9 protein-coding genes are annotated in these 15,312 nt (G+C 58.5%); all 9 read left to right on the top strand.

What is annotated here, in order from left to right:
- The first annotated feature begins 16 nt into the window (after positions 1-16).
- The 9 genes from AC24GY_RS12330 to AC24GY_RS12290 all read left to right on the top strand — a co-directional run bounded on the left by AC24GY_RS12330 (position 17) and on the right by AC24GY_RS12290 (position 15,299).
- The gene (locus AC24GY_RS12330) at positions 17-2,881 is read left to right on the top strand and encodes a DUF1592 domain-containing protein (RefSeq protein ID WP_487683222.1); all 2,865 of its coding nucleotides are present in this window, start codon (positions 17-19) and stop codon (positions 2,879-2,881) included.
- Positions 2,882-2,889: 8 nt separating this feature from the next.
- Positions 2,890-4,221 (top strand): DUF1552 domain-containing protein, encoded by a 1,332-nt coding sequence (locus AC24GY_RS12325; RefSeq protein ID WP_422314644.1) that lies wholly within the window; start codon positions 2,890-2,892, stop codon positions 4,219-4,221.
- 39 nt (positions 4,222-4,260) lie between these two features.
- Positions 4,261-6,072 (top strand): GMC oxidoreductase, encoded by a 1,812-nt coding sequence (locus AC24GY_RS12320; protein WP_487683219.1) that lies wholly within the window; start codon positions 4,261-4,263, stop codon positions 6,070-6,072.
- Positions 6,072-6,716 carry a gluconate 2-dehydrogenase subunit 3 family protein gene (locus tag AC24GY_RS12315; RefSeq protein WP_487683217.1) on the top strand — a complete coding sequence of 215 codons (645 nt, stop codon included), beginning with the start codon at positions 6,072-6,074 and terminating at the stop codon, positions 6,714-6,716. The genes AC24GY_RS12320 and AC24GY_RS12315 overlap by 1 nt, the downstream gene beginning before the upstream one ends.
- A 76-nt stretch (positions 6,717-6,792) precedes the next feature.
- Positions 6,793-8,658 (top strand): alpha/beta hydrolase domain-containing protein, encoded by a 1,866-nt coding sequence (locus tag AC24GY_RS12310; protein ID WP_487683215.1) that lies wholly within the window; start codon positions 6,793-6,795, stop codon positions 8,656-8,658.
- Between the two features lie 25 nt (positions 8,659-8,683).
- On the top strand, positions 8,684-9,346 hold the full coding sequence (locus tag AC24GY_RS12305; protein WP_487683213.1) for an SGNH/GDSL hydrolase family protein: 663 nt from the start codon (positions 8,684-8,686) through the stop codon (positions 9,344-9,346).
- Between the two features lie 229 nt (positions 9,347-9,575).
- Positions 9,576-12,626: a PSD1 and planctomycete cytochrome C domain-containing protein gene (locus tag AC24GY_RS12300; protein ID WP_487683211.1), complete on the top strand. Its 3,051-nt coding sequence runs from the start codon at positions 9,576-9,578 to the stop codon at positions 12,624-12,626.
- Positions 12,627-12,630: 4 nt separating this feature from the next.
- The gene (locus tag AC24GY_RS12295) at positions 12,631-14,037 is read left to right on the top strand and encodes a DUF1501 domain-containing protein (RefSeq protein WP_487683209.1); all 1,407 of its coding nucleotides are present in this window, start codon (positions 12,631-12,633) and stop codon (positions 14,035-14,037) included.
- An 80-nt stretch (positions 14,038-14,117) separates the two neighbouring features.
- Complete coding sequence (locus tag AC24GY_RS12290) at positions 14,118-15,299, top strand: sialidase family protein (RefSeq protein ID WP_487683207.1); 1,182 nt, start codon at positions 14,118-14,120, stop codon at positions 15,297-15,299.
- Positions 15,300-15,312 lie beyond the last annotated feature (13 nt).

The following is a 15,312-nucleotide window of genomic DNA, read 5'->3' as shown; positions in this document are numbered from 1 at the left end:
AACTTCGATCCTGCCCATGCTGAAAGAGCGGTGCAACTCGTGCCACTCCACCGAAAAACAAAAGGGGGATCTTGATCTGGAGCGGTTTGCTTCTGTCGCAGATATCAAGCGGGAGCCGATGATCTGGGAAGGCGTGCTGGACCAGCTTCATATGGGCGAGATGCCGCCGAAGAAAGAGCCGCAGCTGGCTCCCGAACAGAAAAAGCAGCTGACAAAATGGGTGCAGGAACGGCTGGATGAAGTGGCGCTTGCCAGTGCCGGTGATCCTGGCCCGGTGGTGCTGCGGCGGCTCTCGAACATGGAGTACACTTATACTCTCCGAGATTTGACCGGAGTGGAGTCGCTTGATCCTGCAAAGGAGTTTCCCGTGGACGGTGCAGCAGGCGAAGGATTTACCAATGCAGGAGCGGCGCTCGTCATGTCGCCTGCGTTGTTGAGCAAGTATCTCGATGCGGCCAAGGATGTCGCCAGTCACGCGGTTTTGACACCGCAAGGGTTGAGCTTTTCATCGCGCACCTCGCAGCGCGACTGGACGGACGAGGCGCTGGCGAAAATTCGCGCCTTCTATGCGCAGTTCACCGCATCCGGCAGCGGATCAAAAGTGCAGGCTCAGGGGATCAATTTGGATACCGGCGACAGCGGCGTTCTGCCTCTGGAGCAATATCTTGCGGCGACTCGGGATGATCAATTGGCAGCGAGGCTGAATCCCAAATACATCGGCAAACTTCGTGCGGCGCTGGGAGGAAAGGAGTCCAGTGTCATCCTCGACCTCGTGCGTCAGCAGTGGCGTGCAGGGGCATCGGCGGCACAGATGGCTGGAACCATCACACAATGGCAGAAGGCGCTGTGGCGCTTCAGCAGCATTGGGCACATCGGCAAGCTCAATGGACCTAAGTCGTGGCAGGTGCCGGTGCTGCCGTTGACCGCCAGCGAGGTGCTAAGGGTCAAATTGCCTGCCAGTGGCGTGACGAAACTTTATTTGACCTCGTTCGCCCTTGGTAAGGCCAGCGCCGTCTGGGAAAATGCGCGAATTGTCACGCCGGGTCAGCAGGACCGTCCTGTTTCGATTTCCGAAGAGGAAGCCGTCATCCCTGCTGACATCGGCAAAGATGCTGAATTTGTCGTCAATGTCCGCCTGCATCCCGATTCGCAGGGTGCCGTGCAAGTACGCGTGCTGACAGCGAAACCTGCCGCGCCTGCGGGGCTGGTTGCCACTCAGGTGACCATCAACAAACCCGGCAAAAAAGGAACCTGGTCGGATGGCGAAAAACCTTTGAGCTTTAATGCGCCTATCCTCGTGGGGGACAACAGCGAGATGCGGAAGCAGCTCACTGCTCAGATCGCTGATTTTCGTGCGCTGTTCCCCGCCGCTCTTTGCTACACGAAGATCGTTCCTGCGGATGAAGTGGTAACGCTCACCTTGTTCTATCGCGAAGATGAGCAGCTGAAGCAATTGATGCTTAACAAGAATCAGATCTCTGACATCGACCGCTTGTGGGACGAACTGCGTTTCATCAGTGAGGCACCTTTGAAGCAGATCGATGTCTTTGAGCAGCTCTGGCAGTTCGCCACTCAGGACGCCGATCCCAAAGCCTTTGAGCCGTTGCGTGAGCCGATTTACCGAGACGCCGAACTGTTCAAGCAGCAGCAGCTTGCCGCCGAACCCCGGCATGTACAGGCTGTAATTGACTTCGCCACACGTGCGTGGCGCCGCCCGCTCGGCGATGGGGAGCAGATTGAGCTGCGTTCCTTATATCAAAAGCTGCGCAAGCAGGAACTGCCGCATGCTGCTGCTGTGCGCATGCTGATCGCTCGTGTGCTTGTGGCCCCCGCGTTTTTGTATCGCGGTGAGAAAGCCATGCCCGGAACAAAATCCGCGCCTGTGAATGATGGAGAGCTCGCCACACGCCTGAGTTATTTCCTTTGGTCGTCATCCCCGGATGCGGGGCTTCACCAGCTCGCGGCTGCTGGAAAACTGCGTGACCCCGCGGTGCTCGCGGCCCAAGCGCGACGCATGCTGAAGGACGATAAGATCCGCCGTCTCGCCACGGAGTTCGGCTGCCAGTGGCTGCATGTGCGCGATGTCGAGACGCTGGATGAAAAGAGCGAGCGCCATTTTCCGACCTTCGTCTCCCTGCGCGCTGATATGCAGGAGGAGGTGGTGCGTTTCTTTATCGACCTGCTCCAAAACGACCGCAGCGTGCTTTCGCTGCTCAATGCCGATCATACGTTCGTCAACGCCAGCCTCGCGAAGCACTACGGGCTTGGCGCGAAGGGAGATGACTGGCAGCGCATCGACGGCCTGCAGTCTCAAGGCAGGGGCGGCATCCTCGGCTTCGCCGCCACGCTGTCCAAGCAGTCCGGTGCCTCACGCACGAGCGCCATCTTGCGCGGCACCTGGCTCAGCGAAGTCATTCTCGGTGACAAACTGCCCATTCCGCCAAAAGGCGTGCCTATTTTGCCCGAAGAAACTCCTGCAGACCTCAGCGAACGACAGCTCATCGAACGACACAGCCGCGATGAAAACTGCGCCGGCTGCCATCGTCGCATTGATCCCTTTGGTTTCGCACTTGAAGGTTTCGATGCCATTGGTCGCGCTCGCATAGCTGACACAAAGACCGTGCTGCCGGATGGAACCGCCGTCGATGGTCTTAATGACTTGCGTGATTACCTGACCAATAAACGTGGCGATGATTTCCTCCGCCAGTTCTGCCGCAAGCTGCTCGGCTATGCCTTGGGTCGCAGTGTGCAGCTTTCAGACAGACCCCTCATCGACTCGATGGTCCGCAGTGATCATCGCATCGGCACGCTGATTGATCTCATCGTTCGCAGCCCGCAGTTTCGCGAAGTGCGCGGGAAAGACACCATCGCCCAACACTGAATCACTTTATGAGCACACACCGTTACTCACGTCGCGCTTTCCTGCGCGGAACCGGCGTCTCCATGGCCTTGCCGTGGCTGGAATCCTTCAATGTCTGGGGCGATGAACCGAAACGAGACAAACCGGCCAGTGAAGCACCGGTACGCCTGTGCGTGACCTTTTCCGGAAATGGCTTCCATTCGAAAGAGTGGTGGGCCAAGGGGGAGGGCAAGGCGATGGAACTGGGCAAGGTGCTGCAGCCGTTGCATGAATTCCGTGAGAAGATGTTGTTTGTACGCGGCCTGTATCATGAAGAAGCGCGGAAGGGGAACATTCATTCGTCGCAGACCGGGAACATGCTTTCGGGCGCGCCGATTGCCTCGGGTGGTGAGATCCGTTCAGGCACGAGCTTTGATCAGGTGCTGGCGCAGACTTATGGCCGCAGCACCAAGGTGCCAAGCCTTGTGCTCGCGTGTGAGAAATCGAATCCGTCGGTGCACAAAAACTATTCGATGCTCTACAGCTCGCACATTTCTTGGAGTTCACCGACGACACCGACTCCGCTGGAGCTTTATCCAGCGCTGGCCTTTGACCGCCTGTTCAAGGATGAAGCATCTCCAGCCGACAAGAGTGTGCTGGATGCGGTGCTGGCCGACGCGCAGGATTTGCGGCGTGATATCAGCCGCAATGACCAGCGCAAGCTCGACGAATATCTGGATTCCGTGCGTGATGTGGAAAAGCGTATCGAAAATGCCGGTAAGCGTGGTGAACTGCAAGGCTGGCGGCCAACGCTCGACAAACCGAACATCAAGCGTCCTGCCGACGGCATTCCACAGGACATTGGCGAGCACATGCGGCTCATGATGGACCTTCTCGTGCTCGGTTTTCAGACGGACACCACGCGCATCACCACCCTGAAGCTGAACAACGACCACAGCGCCCTGCGATTTCCCAATTTGCCGAGTGTGCAGCAGGCCGGCCATGGCATCGACTATATGATCCACCATCTGCTTTCGCATAGTGACGGAGAGGACTGGCTGAAGGTGAACCAATTCTTCATGGAGCAGCTCGCCTATCTTGCACGCAAGCTGGACGCCATTCAAGAGGGGTCGCGCACGCTGCTGGACAACACGATGATCATGCACTGCTCAAGCATGATGGCCGGTGCCAAACACGACAACGACCAGCTTCCCGTGATTGTCCTTGGTGGCGCTGGCGGACGCCTCAAAGGTGGCCGTGCACTCGATTACAAAGACAAGCCTGAGCGCCAGATGTGCCGTCTCTTCATGTCTATGATGGACAAGATGGGCCAGCACCCGAAGATCTTCGGCGATGCGAAAATGATGCTGGAAGAGGTTTGAAAAACCCGCGTTTTCGCTTTTCAGTTTCACTTCCATCTCATGCCAATCATCACCGCCGACAAACTCCAGGATTCCTATGACGTGGTCATTGTTGGTTCGGGGGCGGGCGGTGGGCAGACGGCTTACACGCTGACGATGGAGGGCCTGAAGGTGCTCATTCTGGAGGCCGGGCGTGCGTTTGATGTGCAGTCTGAGGTGGCGATGCTACAATTGCCAAGCCAGGCGCCGTTGCGCGGAGAGAAGACGCCGGACAAGCAGTACGGATTCCACGACTGTTCGATCAACAGCGGCTGGGACATTCCCGGCGAACCTTACACGAATGCGAGCAAGGAGCCCGCAGACCAGTTCCGCTGGTGGCGGCAGCGCATGATGGGCGGTCGCACCAATCACTGGGGACGTATCACGCTGCGCAACGGGCCGTATGACTTCAAACCACGCACACGCTTTGGCCTCGGCTTCGACTGGCCGATCGGCTATGACGACATAGCGCCTTACTACGACAAGGTGGAGATGCTGATCGGCGTCTTCGGCACGAATGAGGGCTTGGAAAATTCGCCGAATTCATCGCCGGGCGTATTGCAACCAGCGCCAAAGCTGCGAGTGGGCGAACTCTATGCGCAGAAGCATGGAAAGAAGGTCGGTGCGCATGTGGCCTCGATTCACCGTGCGGTGCTGACGAAGCCGCAGGATGCCGACACGTTGCCTGCCAAGCTGCACCCTGGTAATGCGAAAGCGCAGAGCATCCTGGCGGACTCCATGCGCACACGTTCACCCTGCTTTTGGGCCACGGACTGCCATCGCGGCTGCGCCATCCGGGCAAACTACGATTCACAGACGGTACATTTGCGCCCCGCGCTGGCCACGGGAAATCTCGATATTCTGCCGAATGCCATGGCGCGTGAGGTCACGCTGGACAAACAGGGCAGGGCCACTGGCGTCACCTTCATTAACAAGACGAACGGCAGCGAAGCTCATGCCAAGGGTCGTGCTGTGGTGCTGGCGGCGAGTTCGCAGGAGTCGGTGCGCCTGCTGCTAAATTCGAAATCGAATGCGTTTCCGCAGGGACTCGCGAATTCCAGCGGCAAGGTGGGCAAATACGTGACGGATTCTGTGTCGAGCGGTCTCAGCGCGTACATTCCGGCGTTTGAGGGCATGCCGATCCACAATGAGGACGGTGCCGGTGGTCCGCATGCTTACGTGCCATGGACGCTGCATGCGCAAAATAGCACAGGCGAGCTGGGCTTCCCCGGCGGCTATCATCTGGAGTTCACCAGCGGCCGGCAGATGCCTTCATTGACGACTCTGAACGGCATCGAGAGCAAGCTGGGCCACGAGGGCGTGCTGTTTGGTGCAAAGCTTAAAGAAGAGGCAAGGCGGTACTACGGCTGTCAGCTTGGCTTTGGGGCGCAGGGGACCATGCTGCCGAACGACGGCTCCTTCTGCGAACTCGATCCCGAGTTGAAGGATCAGTGGGGTATTCACGTGCTGCGGTTTCATTGGAAGTGGACGGATTTCGAGCTCAATCAGGTGCGCCATCAGCAGCAGCGCATCCGTGAATTGCTTGAAGCCATGGGCGGCAAGGTGGCGGCGAAGGCGGATTCAGATCCGGCCAAGCTGATCCGGCGCGGTGGCGAGGTGATTCACGAGGTCGGCGGTGCAATCATGGGCGCAGACCGTGAGTCCTCGGTGACCAATCAGTGGAGCCAGACCTGGGACGTGAAGAATCTTTTCATGGCTGATGGCGCCCCTTTTGCCAGCACTGCGGACAAGAACCCCACGCTCACGATTATGGCGCTTGCGTGGCGCATGGCCGACCACCTGATGGACGAAATGAAGAAAGGAAACATCTGATGAGCACTCCCGACGACCTCCCACGCATGGACCGCCGCAAGGCGCTGCAATGGATGCTCACCGCCACGGCGACCATGGCCGTGCGCGATCCAAATCTTTTCGCGGCTGATCCCGGCCCCATCAAAGCCCAGGGCTACGGACCTGATCCCGTGATGGTGAAAGTTTACAAGCCCGGTGATGTCTGGCCGCTGACATTGGCCGAGCCCCAGCGCCGCACCACGCGTGCCCTGTGCGATGTCATCATGCCGGCGGATGAAACTTCACCCAGCGCCTCGGCTGTCGGGGTGCCGGACTTCATTGATGAATGGATCAGTTCACCCTATCCAGCTCAGGCAGGCGATCGACGTCTCGTGCTCGAAGGACTGCAATGGATCGATCAGGAGGCAAACACTCGCTTTGGCAAAGTATTTGCCGATCTCGCGCTCGAACAACAAACTGCCATCTGCATTGACATCGCTGCCGCCAAGCCGCTGCCTGCTCACAAGAAGGCTGCGTCATTCTTCAAACGCTTTCGCGATCTCACCGCAGGCGGTTACTACACCACGCCCGAAGGCATGAAGGCCATTGGCTATGTGGGCAACATGCCCTCAGGCACCTTCGAAGGGCCCCCTATCGAGGCGCTGAAGCATGTAGGTCTCGCGTGACTTTTTGTGAATATCCCCCCACGATCGTGAGATGATGATGCTGCCAAAAAACAGAAATCCGTGTGGTATCAAATCGATGACTTTACTCCCACGTCTTTTTCTTTTCCTTTTGGCCGCCTGCTCCACACATGCCGCAGTGGTGCGCATGGAGGTGTTGGAGCGTTCGGACATGGGGACGACCGGCTATGAGCAGATCGTCGGACGACTGCATTTCGAAATTGATCCAGCATTGCCCGGCAATGCCATCATCGCCGATGTGTCGCTGGCTCCGGTGAATGCGGCTGGCAAGGTCAGTTTTTCATCTGATCTGCGCCTCCTGAAGCCGAAAGATGCGGCGCACAGCAATGGCGCTGCCTGGGTGGAGATCCCGAATCGCGGCGGCAAAGCGGGATTGAGCGATTGGATCGTGAAGCAGGGCTTCACCGTGCTGAATGTCGGCTGGGAGTTCGATGTGCCTGCGCAGCCCGGAAAAATGAGCATCAAGGTGCCATCGGCGCGAAACAAGGATGGCAGTGCGATTCGCGGCGTGGTGAGTGCCACCTTTACGCCGGACAAACCTGCGGATGAACAAACACTCACGGATCTGACGAATTACCCTCCTGTGAATGTGGAGGGACCTGAGAGCCGGTTGATCGTGCGGACGCGCATGGCCTATCCCGGGGGTGCCGAGATTCCGCGAAAAGAATGGAGCCTGCAGGGCGACCGCCTCCATCTGGAGGGTGGGTTTAAGCCAGGGAAAACGTATGAAATTTTCTATCTGGCAGAAGCACCACCTCTGGCCGGGCTCGGCTATGCGGCCATCCGCGATGCCGTGGCATGGCTGAAGCATGATGAAAGCTCGCTTGCACCGGTGAAACATGCGTATGCTTTTGGCTCCTCGCAGTGCGGACGGTTTTTGCGCGATTTTGTTTATCTAGGTTTCAATACCGATGAGCAGGACCGCCTGACGTTGGATGGTGTGATGTCCCATGTGGCAGGCGCAGGGCGGCTGGTGCTGAACCAGCGCTGGTCCACCCCGCGTGCGGTGGCGGGCTTTTACACGGCCTCGTATCCGTTTGCCGACACAGCGCAGGCTGATCCCGCGAGCGGTCATTCGGAAGGGCTCCTGGAAAACTCACGGGTGAAACATCCGCCCAAAATATTTTACACCAACACCGCTGCTGAATATTGGGGTGCGGGCCGCGTGGCCGCGCTGACGCATACGACTCCAGACGGGGCCAAGGACATTTCATTTCCGGAAAATGTGCGCTCCTACTTCTTCGCGGGCACGCAGCATGGCGCAGCGAGCTTCCCTCCCACCGCGCAGGCCAAGGGCGCGCCGCTGGCCAATCCCGTCAATGCCAGCGCTGTGGTCACGGCCCTGAGGCTGGCGATGCATCGCTGGGTGACGGAGGGCATCGCTCCGCCGCCCAGTGTGTATCCGAAACTCGCTGACGGCACGCTCATTCCGGTCGCAGAGGTGCGTTTTCCCACCATTCCAGGCATGGGAGATCCGAGGCTGCTGAAAGCTGGCGGTCGCGTGCGCAATCCGCAATGGGCGGATGGTGCCGGTGAAGGCCAGGAACTGCCGCTGCTGGTGCCGCAGGTGGATGCGGACGGCAATGACATCGCGGGCATCCGCATGCCGGACGTGGCGGTGCCTCTGGGAACGGCGACTGGATGGGTGTTTCGCCCGGCTTCGATGGGCTCACCGCTGGAGCCTGTGTTGCTGCGCGGTGCCTGGGTTCCTTTTTCAGCCACGCGTGAACAACGCGAAGCGGCGCATGATCCTCGTCCAGCACTGGCGGAACGATATGCATCCCGCGAAGTCTATCTGTCCCAGGTGAAAGACGTCCTGCAAAAACTCATCAGCCAACGGCTCCTCAGCGAGCAAGATCTCGAACCTCAGCTCAGGCAAGCGGGTGATCGCTGGGACTGGGTGATGCGGTCACCTGCACAATAGCCACTTGTTTTTTCCATCCATCCTTATGACCATTCATCGCCTCCTAATCACCCTCATCTTTGTCTGTGCAACGGTTCACGCAACTGCCCAGACCAAGGTTCTCTTCCTCGGCAACAGCATCACCAAACATGGTCCGAAGAAAGACATCGACTGGTCAGGCAACTGGGGCATGGCGGCGAGTGCCGAGGCAAACGACTACGTGCACCTCGTCACCAAGGCGCTGACGGAAAAAGCAGGCACTGCACCCCAGGTGATGGTGAAGAACATTGCCGACTTTGAGCGCGCTTATTCTGGCTACGACATTGCAGCCAAGATGAAGGAAGCCATCGAGTTCAAAGCGGACCTCATCATCCTCGCCATCGGCGAGAACGTGCCGGGTCTGAAGACGTCCGAAGACAAGACGAAACTGCAAGCCAGTGTGACCACGTTGCTGCGTGCTCTCAAGGGCGATCGCAAGCCCACCATCCTCGTGCGCAGCTGTTTCTGGGCCAACGCCGCCAAGGACGAAGCCCTCCAGCAGGCCTGCACCGCCGTGGATGGCATTTACGTCAACATCGGCAGCCTGAGTAAAGATGAAGCGAATTACGCTCGTTCAGAGCGGCCCTACAAACACGCGGGCGTGGCGAATCATCCTGGAGACAAAGGCATGGCGGCCATCGCTGCGGCCCTGGTGAAGGCGATTCCCTGATATATTCGGTGAATATATCAGGTGTCACAGGCCGGCGACATGTCGCATGACGGGAGCAGTCGCACTCAATTAGGCAGGGATTTTGCCAATTTTCGTGTCCAAAAGCGTACTCTTCAGGCCTTTTACTATCGACATGACACGGTCACGCCTTCCAGCCTTCCTTTTTCTCCTCACCTGCCACACTGCGGGAGTGTTGTCTGCTGCAGACGACGACGCAGCGCGTTCGGCCATGAAATTCTTCGAAAACGAGGTGCGCCCGATTCTGGTGAAACGCTGTTTCGAATGCCACAGCAACACCAAGCAGAAAGGCGGCCTGCGTGTGGACAACATTGGCTATTTGAAGACGGGCGGTGACACCGGCCCCGCCTTGATTCCTGGTCATCCGGAGAAGTCGGCCTTGGTCGAGGCGATTCATTATAAAGACGAAGAGTTTCAGATGCCGCCTAAAAACAATGGCGGCAAGATGCCCGACACTGAGATCACCGTTCTGGAAAAGTGGATCAAGCTGGGCGCTCCATGGCCTCAGGATGCGGCTGAGAAAGTCGTCGTGACGGAGGGCGGCTTCACCGAAGAACAGCGCAACTACTGGTTCTTCAAGCCGGTGGCAAAAGTTTCACCGCCCACAGTGAAGAGTTCATGGGTGCGCAACGACATTGATCGCTTCGTACTTGCGAAACAAATGGAGATGAAACTCGACCCGGCTGCGGCAGCGGACCGTAATGAGTTGGTCAGACGCGTGTATTTTGATCTGCATGGTCTGCCGCCGACTCGCGAGCAGATCGATGCATTTGTAAATGACAAGGACCCACGTTCTTATGAAAAGCTGGTGGATGAACTGCTGGCCAGTCCTCAATACGGAGAGCGCTGGGCGCAGCACTGGCTCGATCTCGTGCGCTATGCCGAGAGCGACGGCTACAATGCAGATGAGTATCGCCCATCCGTGTGGCCTTACCGCGACTACGTCATCAAATCATTCAACGACGACAAACCCTACGACCAGTTCGTGCGCGAGCAGCTCGCGGGTGATGAGATCGCGCCGAATGATCCGAATGTGCTGATAGCCACCTGCTTCCTGCGCAATCCGGTGTACGAATGGAACCAGCGCGATGTGAAGGGTCAGTGGGACATCATTCTCACCGACATGACAGACACCACCGGCGAGCTCTTCCTCGGCCTGAGCATGGGCTGCGCGCACTGCCACAATCACAAGTTTGATCCCATCCTGCAGAAGGACTACTACCGTCTGCGTGCCTTCCTCGCCCCGGTGCAATGGCGCGATGACATGAAGCTGGCGACTCCTGCTGAAAAGAAAGCTTATGATGAGCAGCAGGCCAAGTGGGAGACCGCCACCGCTGACATTCGCGCCAAGATGGACGCGCTGACGAAGCCTCTGGTCGAGCCCAAGGTGGAGCGCGCACTGACACGTTTCACCGAAGATTTGCAAGAAATGGTGCGCAAGCCGGATGCGCAGCGCGAGGCCTTGGAAAAACAGCTCGCCGGATTGTGCGAGCGGCAATTGCAGCGGGAGCGCAAGACCTTTGATCCGATGAAGAGTCTCAAGACGGAGGAAAAAAAGGCGGAATACAAGGCATTGGCGGAGGAGTTGAAGAAATTCGACGAGCTCAAGCCGAAGCCTTTGCTGGATGCTTTTGTGGCGACGGATGCCGGGACTAAAGCACCCTCAGTAGCGCTCAAGACGCGCAAGGGTGAGCAGGAAATCGCGCCCGGATTTCTCACCTTGCTGGAGCCGAAGGAGCCCGAGATCAAACCTATCGGCAACTCCACTGGTCGCCGCACTGTCCTGGCAAACTGGATCACGCGCCCTGACAACCGGCTCTCCACACGCGTCATCGTGAACCGTGTATGGCAGTATCATTTCGGCCGCGGCATCGTCGCGACGGCGAGTGACTTTGGCAAGCTGGGCGAAAAACCCACGCATCCCGAACTGCTCGATTACCTGACCACCAAGTTCGTTGCGAATGGCTGGCATCTGAAGCCTCTGCACCGTGAGATCATGCTCTCCGCAACGTATCGCCAGACGGCACGACGCGAGCCGACCTCCGCCATCGCGCAGATCGATCCATCCAACCATTACCTGTGGCACTTCAACCCCCGCCGTCTTGATGCGGAGCAGGTGCGTGATGCGCTGCTGGCCGCGAGCGGTGAACTCGATGCGAAGGCCGGCGGTCCCTCCGAAGATGGAAACGGCACGCGCCGCTCCATCTACACGATGAAGAAGCGCAACAATCAGAACGAGCTGCTGCGCGCTCTCGATGCGCCCGCCGGTTTTGCCAGCACGGCTGAACGTCAGAGCACCACCACGCCGACGCAGGCGCTGCAACTGCTCAATGGCGACTGGCTGCTGGCCCGTGCGCGCAAGCTGGCTGGACGCGTGGAAAACATTGATGATGTCTGGCTCGCCGTGCTGGGTCGCCTGCCGACGAAAATTGAACGCGAAAAGGCGGAATCCTTTTTGAAGAAACGCGCTGGAACCGCGACTGCGCCGGTGGCTTCGAACGATGCGGATGAAAGCAGCGGCGCTTTCAAGGAGAACTCTCCGCATGAGCGCCTCATTGTCCAAAACGGCGAGAAGGAAGGCGATGAATTCACCGTGGAGGCCATCGCGAGTCTCAACAGCGTCGATGTGAATGCCTCAGTGCGCACCATCGCTTCGCGTTGGTTTGGCGGGAAGGACAGTCTGGAGGCGTTTGGCTGGAGCCTTGGGGTGACAGGTGAAAAATCACGCTACAAGCCGCGCAATGTCATCATCCAGGTGGTTGGGGAGGATGAAAACTCCAACATCGGCTATCAGGTCGTGCCTTCGGACATCCACATTGAACTGGGCCGCCGTTATCACATTGCTGCACGTGTTTCATGCGTGGGGCATACCGTCACCTTCACCGTGCGTGATCTCGACACGGCGGGTGCTGCCGCGCAGACTGCAGTGGTACCCATGGACATTCGTTCGAAACTCAGCATGGGCTCTTCGCAGCTTGTGATTGGTGGTTTGCACAAGCGCGCCCCCACTCATCAATGGGATGGCCGGATCGAGGCTCTGCGCGTGGCCAGTGGCGCGCTGGATGACAAGGAGCTCAATGAAGACGCGGAGAAATGGGCGGCCGGTCTCGTCATCTGGCGTTCTGCCGATCCGCTGACTTCGCAGCTGGCGTGGTCGGGCTCGGACGCGAAAACGGTTGAGGCGGACGATCCCTTCCATCAGGCCATGAATGATCTCTGCCAGGTCCTGCTGAACACCAACGAGTTCTTTTACCTTCACTAACACCATGAGCTGCAATCGATTCGATTTTCCAAACACACGGCGCGAGTTTCTTCAAACCGCAGGCTGCGGCTTTGGTGCTGTGGCGCTGGCCGGTTTGATGGGTGAACAAAACGTTTCTGCCGCCACCACGCTTCCGCAGCGTGCGGCGAAGGCCAAGAGCGTGATCTTCCTGTTCATGGAAGGCGGGCCAAGCCATCTCGACACCTTTGATTACAAGCCGCTGCTGAACAAGCTCGCCGGCCAGTCCTTGCCTGCAAGTTTCAAGCCGCCGATCACCGCCATGGGTGAATCCAAGTCGCCTCTGCTCGAATGCAAACGCACTTGGAAGCAGTACGGCCAGGGCGGCCTGTGGATCTCGGACTGGTTTCAAAACGTGGCACAGCATGCGGACGACCTTGCGGTGATCCATTCCTGCGCCTCGAGCGGCATCAATCATGCAGGCGGCGTGTGCTCCATGAACACTGGTTCCGTCTTCGGCGGACGGCCTTCGCTCGGTGCCTGGGCCTCGTACGGACTTGGCTCTGAAAATCAGAATCTGCCTGGCTTTGTGGTCATCAAGGACAGCGAAGCCACCGTGGTGAATGGTGTGCGCAACTGGGGCAACGGCTTCATGCCCGCCGTTTATCAGGGCGTGGAGTTCAACTCTGACGGCGTGCCGATCAAATACCTCGAAAATCCCAAAGGCGTGGACCGCAAGCGGCAGCGCGACAAACTCGACCTGCTCGGTGCCTTGAACCGCGACTACGGCGCAACTCGTGCCAGCAATACTGAACTCGATGCCCGCATCCGCGGTTATGAACTCGCCTACAAGATGCAGGCCGAGGCGCCGCAGGCGGTGGACCTGAGCAAAGAAACCGAGGCCACGAAACAGCTTTATGGCATGGACAACGAAGCTACGGCTGTGTTTGGCCGGAACTGCCTGCTCGCCCGCCGCCTCGTCGAAAACGGCGTGCGCTTCATTCAGCTCTACAGCGGTGCTGGCAGCAAGTGGGACAGCCACAAGGGCATAGAGGTGAATCACTCACGGCTCTGCAACGCTGTCGACAAGCCCATCGCTGGCCTTCTCGCCGATCTGAAAGCTCGGGGCCTGCTCGACGAAACCCTCGTCATCTGGGGCGGCGAATTTGGCCGCACGCCCATGAGCGAGCAGGGCGATGGCCGTGACCACAACCCCACAGGCTTCACCATGTGGATGGCCGGTGGCGGCGTGAAGGGCGGCCAGACCTACGGTGCCACCGACGACCTCGGCCTCTATGCCATTGAAGACCGCCTGCATGTGCATGACATCCATTCGACCATCCTGTATTTGATGGGCCTGGATCATACCAAGCTCGTCTATAACCACAAAGGCCGTCCCGAACGCATCGACCAGAACGAGGGACATCCGATGACGAAACTCCTGGGAGTTTGATCGCCGTGAGTGGGTGGTGAGTCCGCTTCACCAAGATGATTCCTTTGCAAAGCCTCCGCGAGGTTGTCCGTTTGCTTTGCATGCATCGTCGATCCCTAGTCATCCTTTTTCCCCTACTGCTCACTTCCGTTCTGGCACAAACCGGGGTGCAAAAAGCGGACGTCACGCTGCTGCCGCCGAAAAACCTAAAAACGAAACTCGCTCCCGGCTACACGATTCCCATCGTCGATATCAGCGGTGAGAAAGAGCGCCAGGTCATCGTGGATCGGGAGAAAGGCCAGTATCTTGGTCATCCAACCACGCTGCTGCTCGAAGACAACAAAACCATGCTCATCGTCTATCCAAAGGGTCACGGGCGCGGCCCCATTGTTTACAAGCGCAGCAACGACACGGGACTGACGTGGAGCGAGCGGCTGCCGACGCCAAAATCATGGGAGACCTCAGTGGAGGTGCCGACTCTGCACCGTGTGGTGGATGCCAGCGGCAAGAAGCGCATCATCATGTTCAGCGGCCTTTACCCCATACGCATGGCTGTCACCGAGGATGATGGGGCAAACTGGAGCGAATTGAATCCCATCGGCAATTTTGGCGGCATTGTCACCATGGGCACGGTGATCGATCTGAAAACACCGGGGCATTATCTGGCCTTCTTCCATGATGACGGTCGGTTCATCCATGGCGCGCCGGCCAAAGCCTGGCGCTTCTGGGTTTACACCACGCTTTCCAAAGACGGCGGCCTCACCTGGAGTGCACCCACCCCGATTGCCATGCTGCCAGATGCGAACTTGTGCGAGCCGGGCGCGTTGCGCTCGCCGGATGGGAAGCAGATCGCCGTGTTGCTGCGTGAGAACTCACGGAAGTACAATTCGTTCGTCATCTTCTCGAACGATGAAGGCCAGACCTGGAGCGAGCCCAAGGAACTGCCTGCGGCACTCACGGGAGATCGGCACGTCGCCAAATACACGCCCGATGGTCGCCTGTTCATCAGCTTTCGTGATACCACGCATGTCAGTTCGACCAAAGGCGACTGGGTCGGATGGGTGGGCAAATACGAGGACATCGTCAACGGCGCCGAGGGTCAGTATCGGGTGCGCATCATGGACAACACCAAAGGCGCTGACTGCACCTATCCTGGCATCGAAGTGCTGCCAGACGGTACCATCGTCACCACCACCTATGGCCACTGGACGGAAGGCGAGGCTCCCTACATCGTGAGCGTCCGTTTCACACTGTCGGAGCTCGATGCAAAGGCCGCCAAATAACAGATTGTCAAAT

Source organism: Prosthecobacter sp. Pr1 (assembly GCF_057652315.1).
The sequence above is the reverse complement of the archived record's forward strand: the minus strand, read 5'-3'. Positions and strand labels throughout refer to the sequence as shown.

What these genes read in the sequence shown, in the direction of transcription:
- AC24GY_RS12330 (WP_487683222.1), top strand. Translation starts at nt 17, where the DNA reads ATGCTGAAAGAGCGGTGCAACTCGTGCCACTCCACCGAAAAACAAAAG.
- AC24GY_RS12325 (WP_422314644.1), top strand. Translation starts at nt 2,890, where the DNA reads ATGAGCACACACCGTTACTCACGTCGCGCTTTCCTGCGCGGAACCGGC.
- AC24GY_RS12320 (WP_487683219.1), top strand. Translation starts at nt 4,261, where the DNA reads ATGCCAATCATCACCGCCGACAAACTCCAGGATTCCTATGACGTGGTC.
- AC24GY_RS12315 (WP_487683217.1), top strand. Translation starts at nt 6,072, where the DNA reads ATGAGCACTCCCGACGACCTCCCACGCATGGACCGCCGCAAGGCGCTG.
- AC24GY_RS12310 (WP_487683215.1), top strand. Translation starts at nt 6,793, where the DNA reads ATGACTTTACTCCCACGTCTTTTTCTTTTCCTTTTGGCCGCCTGCTCC.
- AC24GY_RS12305 (WP_487683213.1), top strand. Translation starts at nt 8,684, where the DNA reads ATGACCATTCATCGCCTCCTAATCACCCTCATCTTTGTCTGTGCAACG.
- AC24GY_RS12300 (WP_487683211.1), top strand. Translation starts at nt 9,576, where the DNA reads ATGAAATTCTTCGAAAACGAGGTGCGCCCGATTCTGGTGAAACGCTGT.
- AC24GY_RS12295 (WP_487683209.1), top strand. Translation starts at nt 12,631, where the DNA reads ATGAGCTGCAATCGATTCGATTTTCCAAACACACGGCGCGAGTTTCTT.
- AC24GY_RS12290 (WP_487683207.1), top strand. Translation starts at nt 14,118, where the DNA reads ATGCATCGTCGATCCCTAGTCATCCTTTTTCCCCTACTGCTCACTTCC.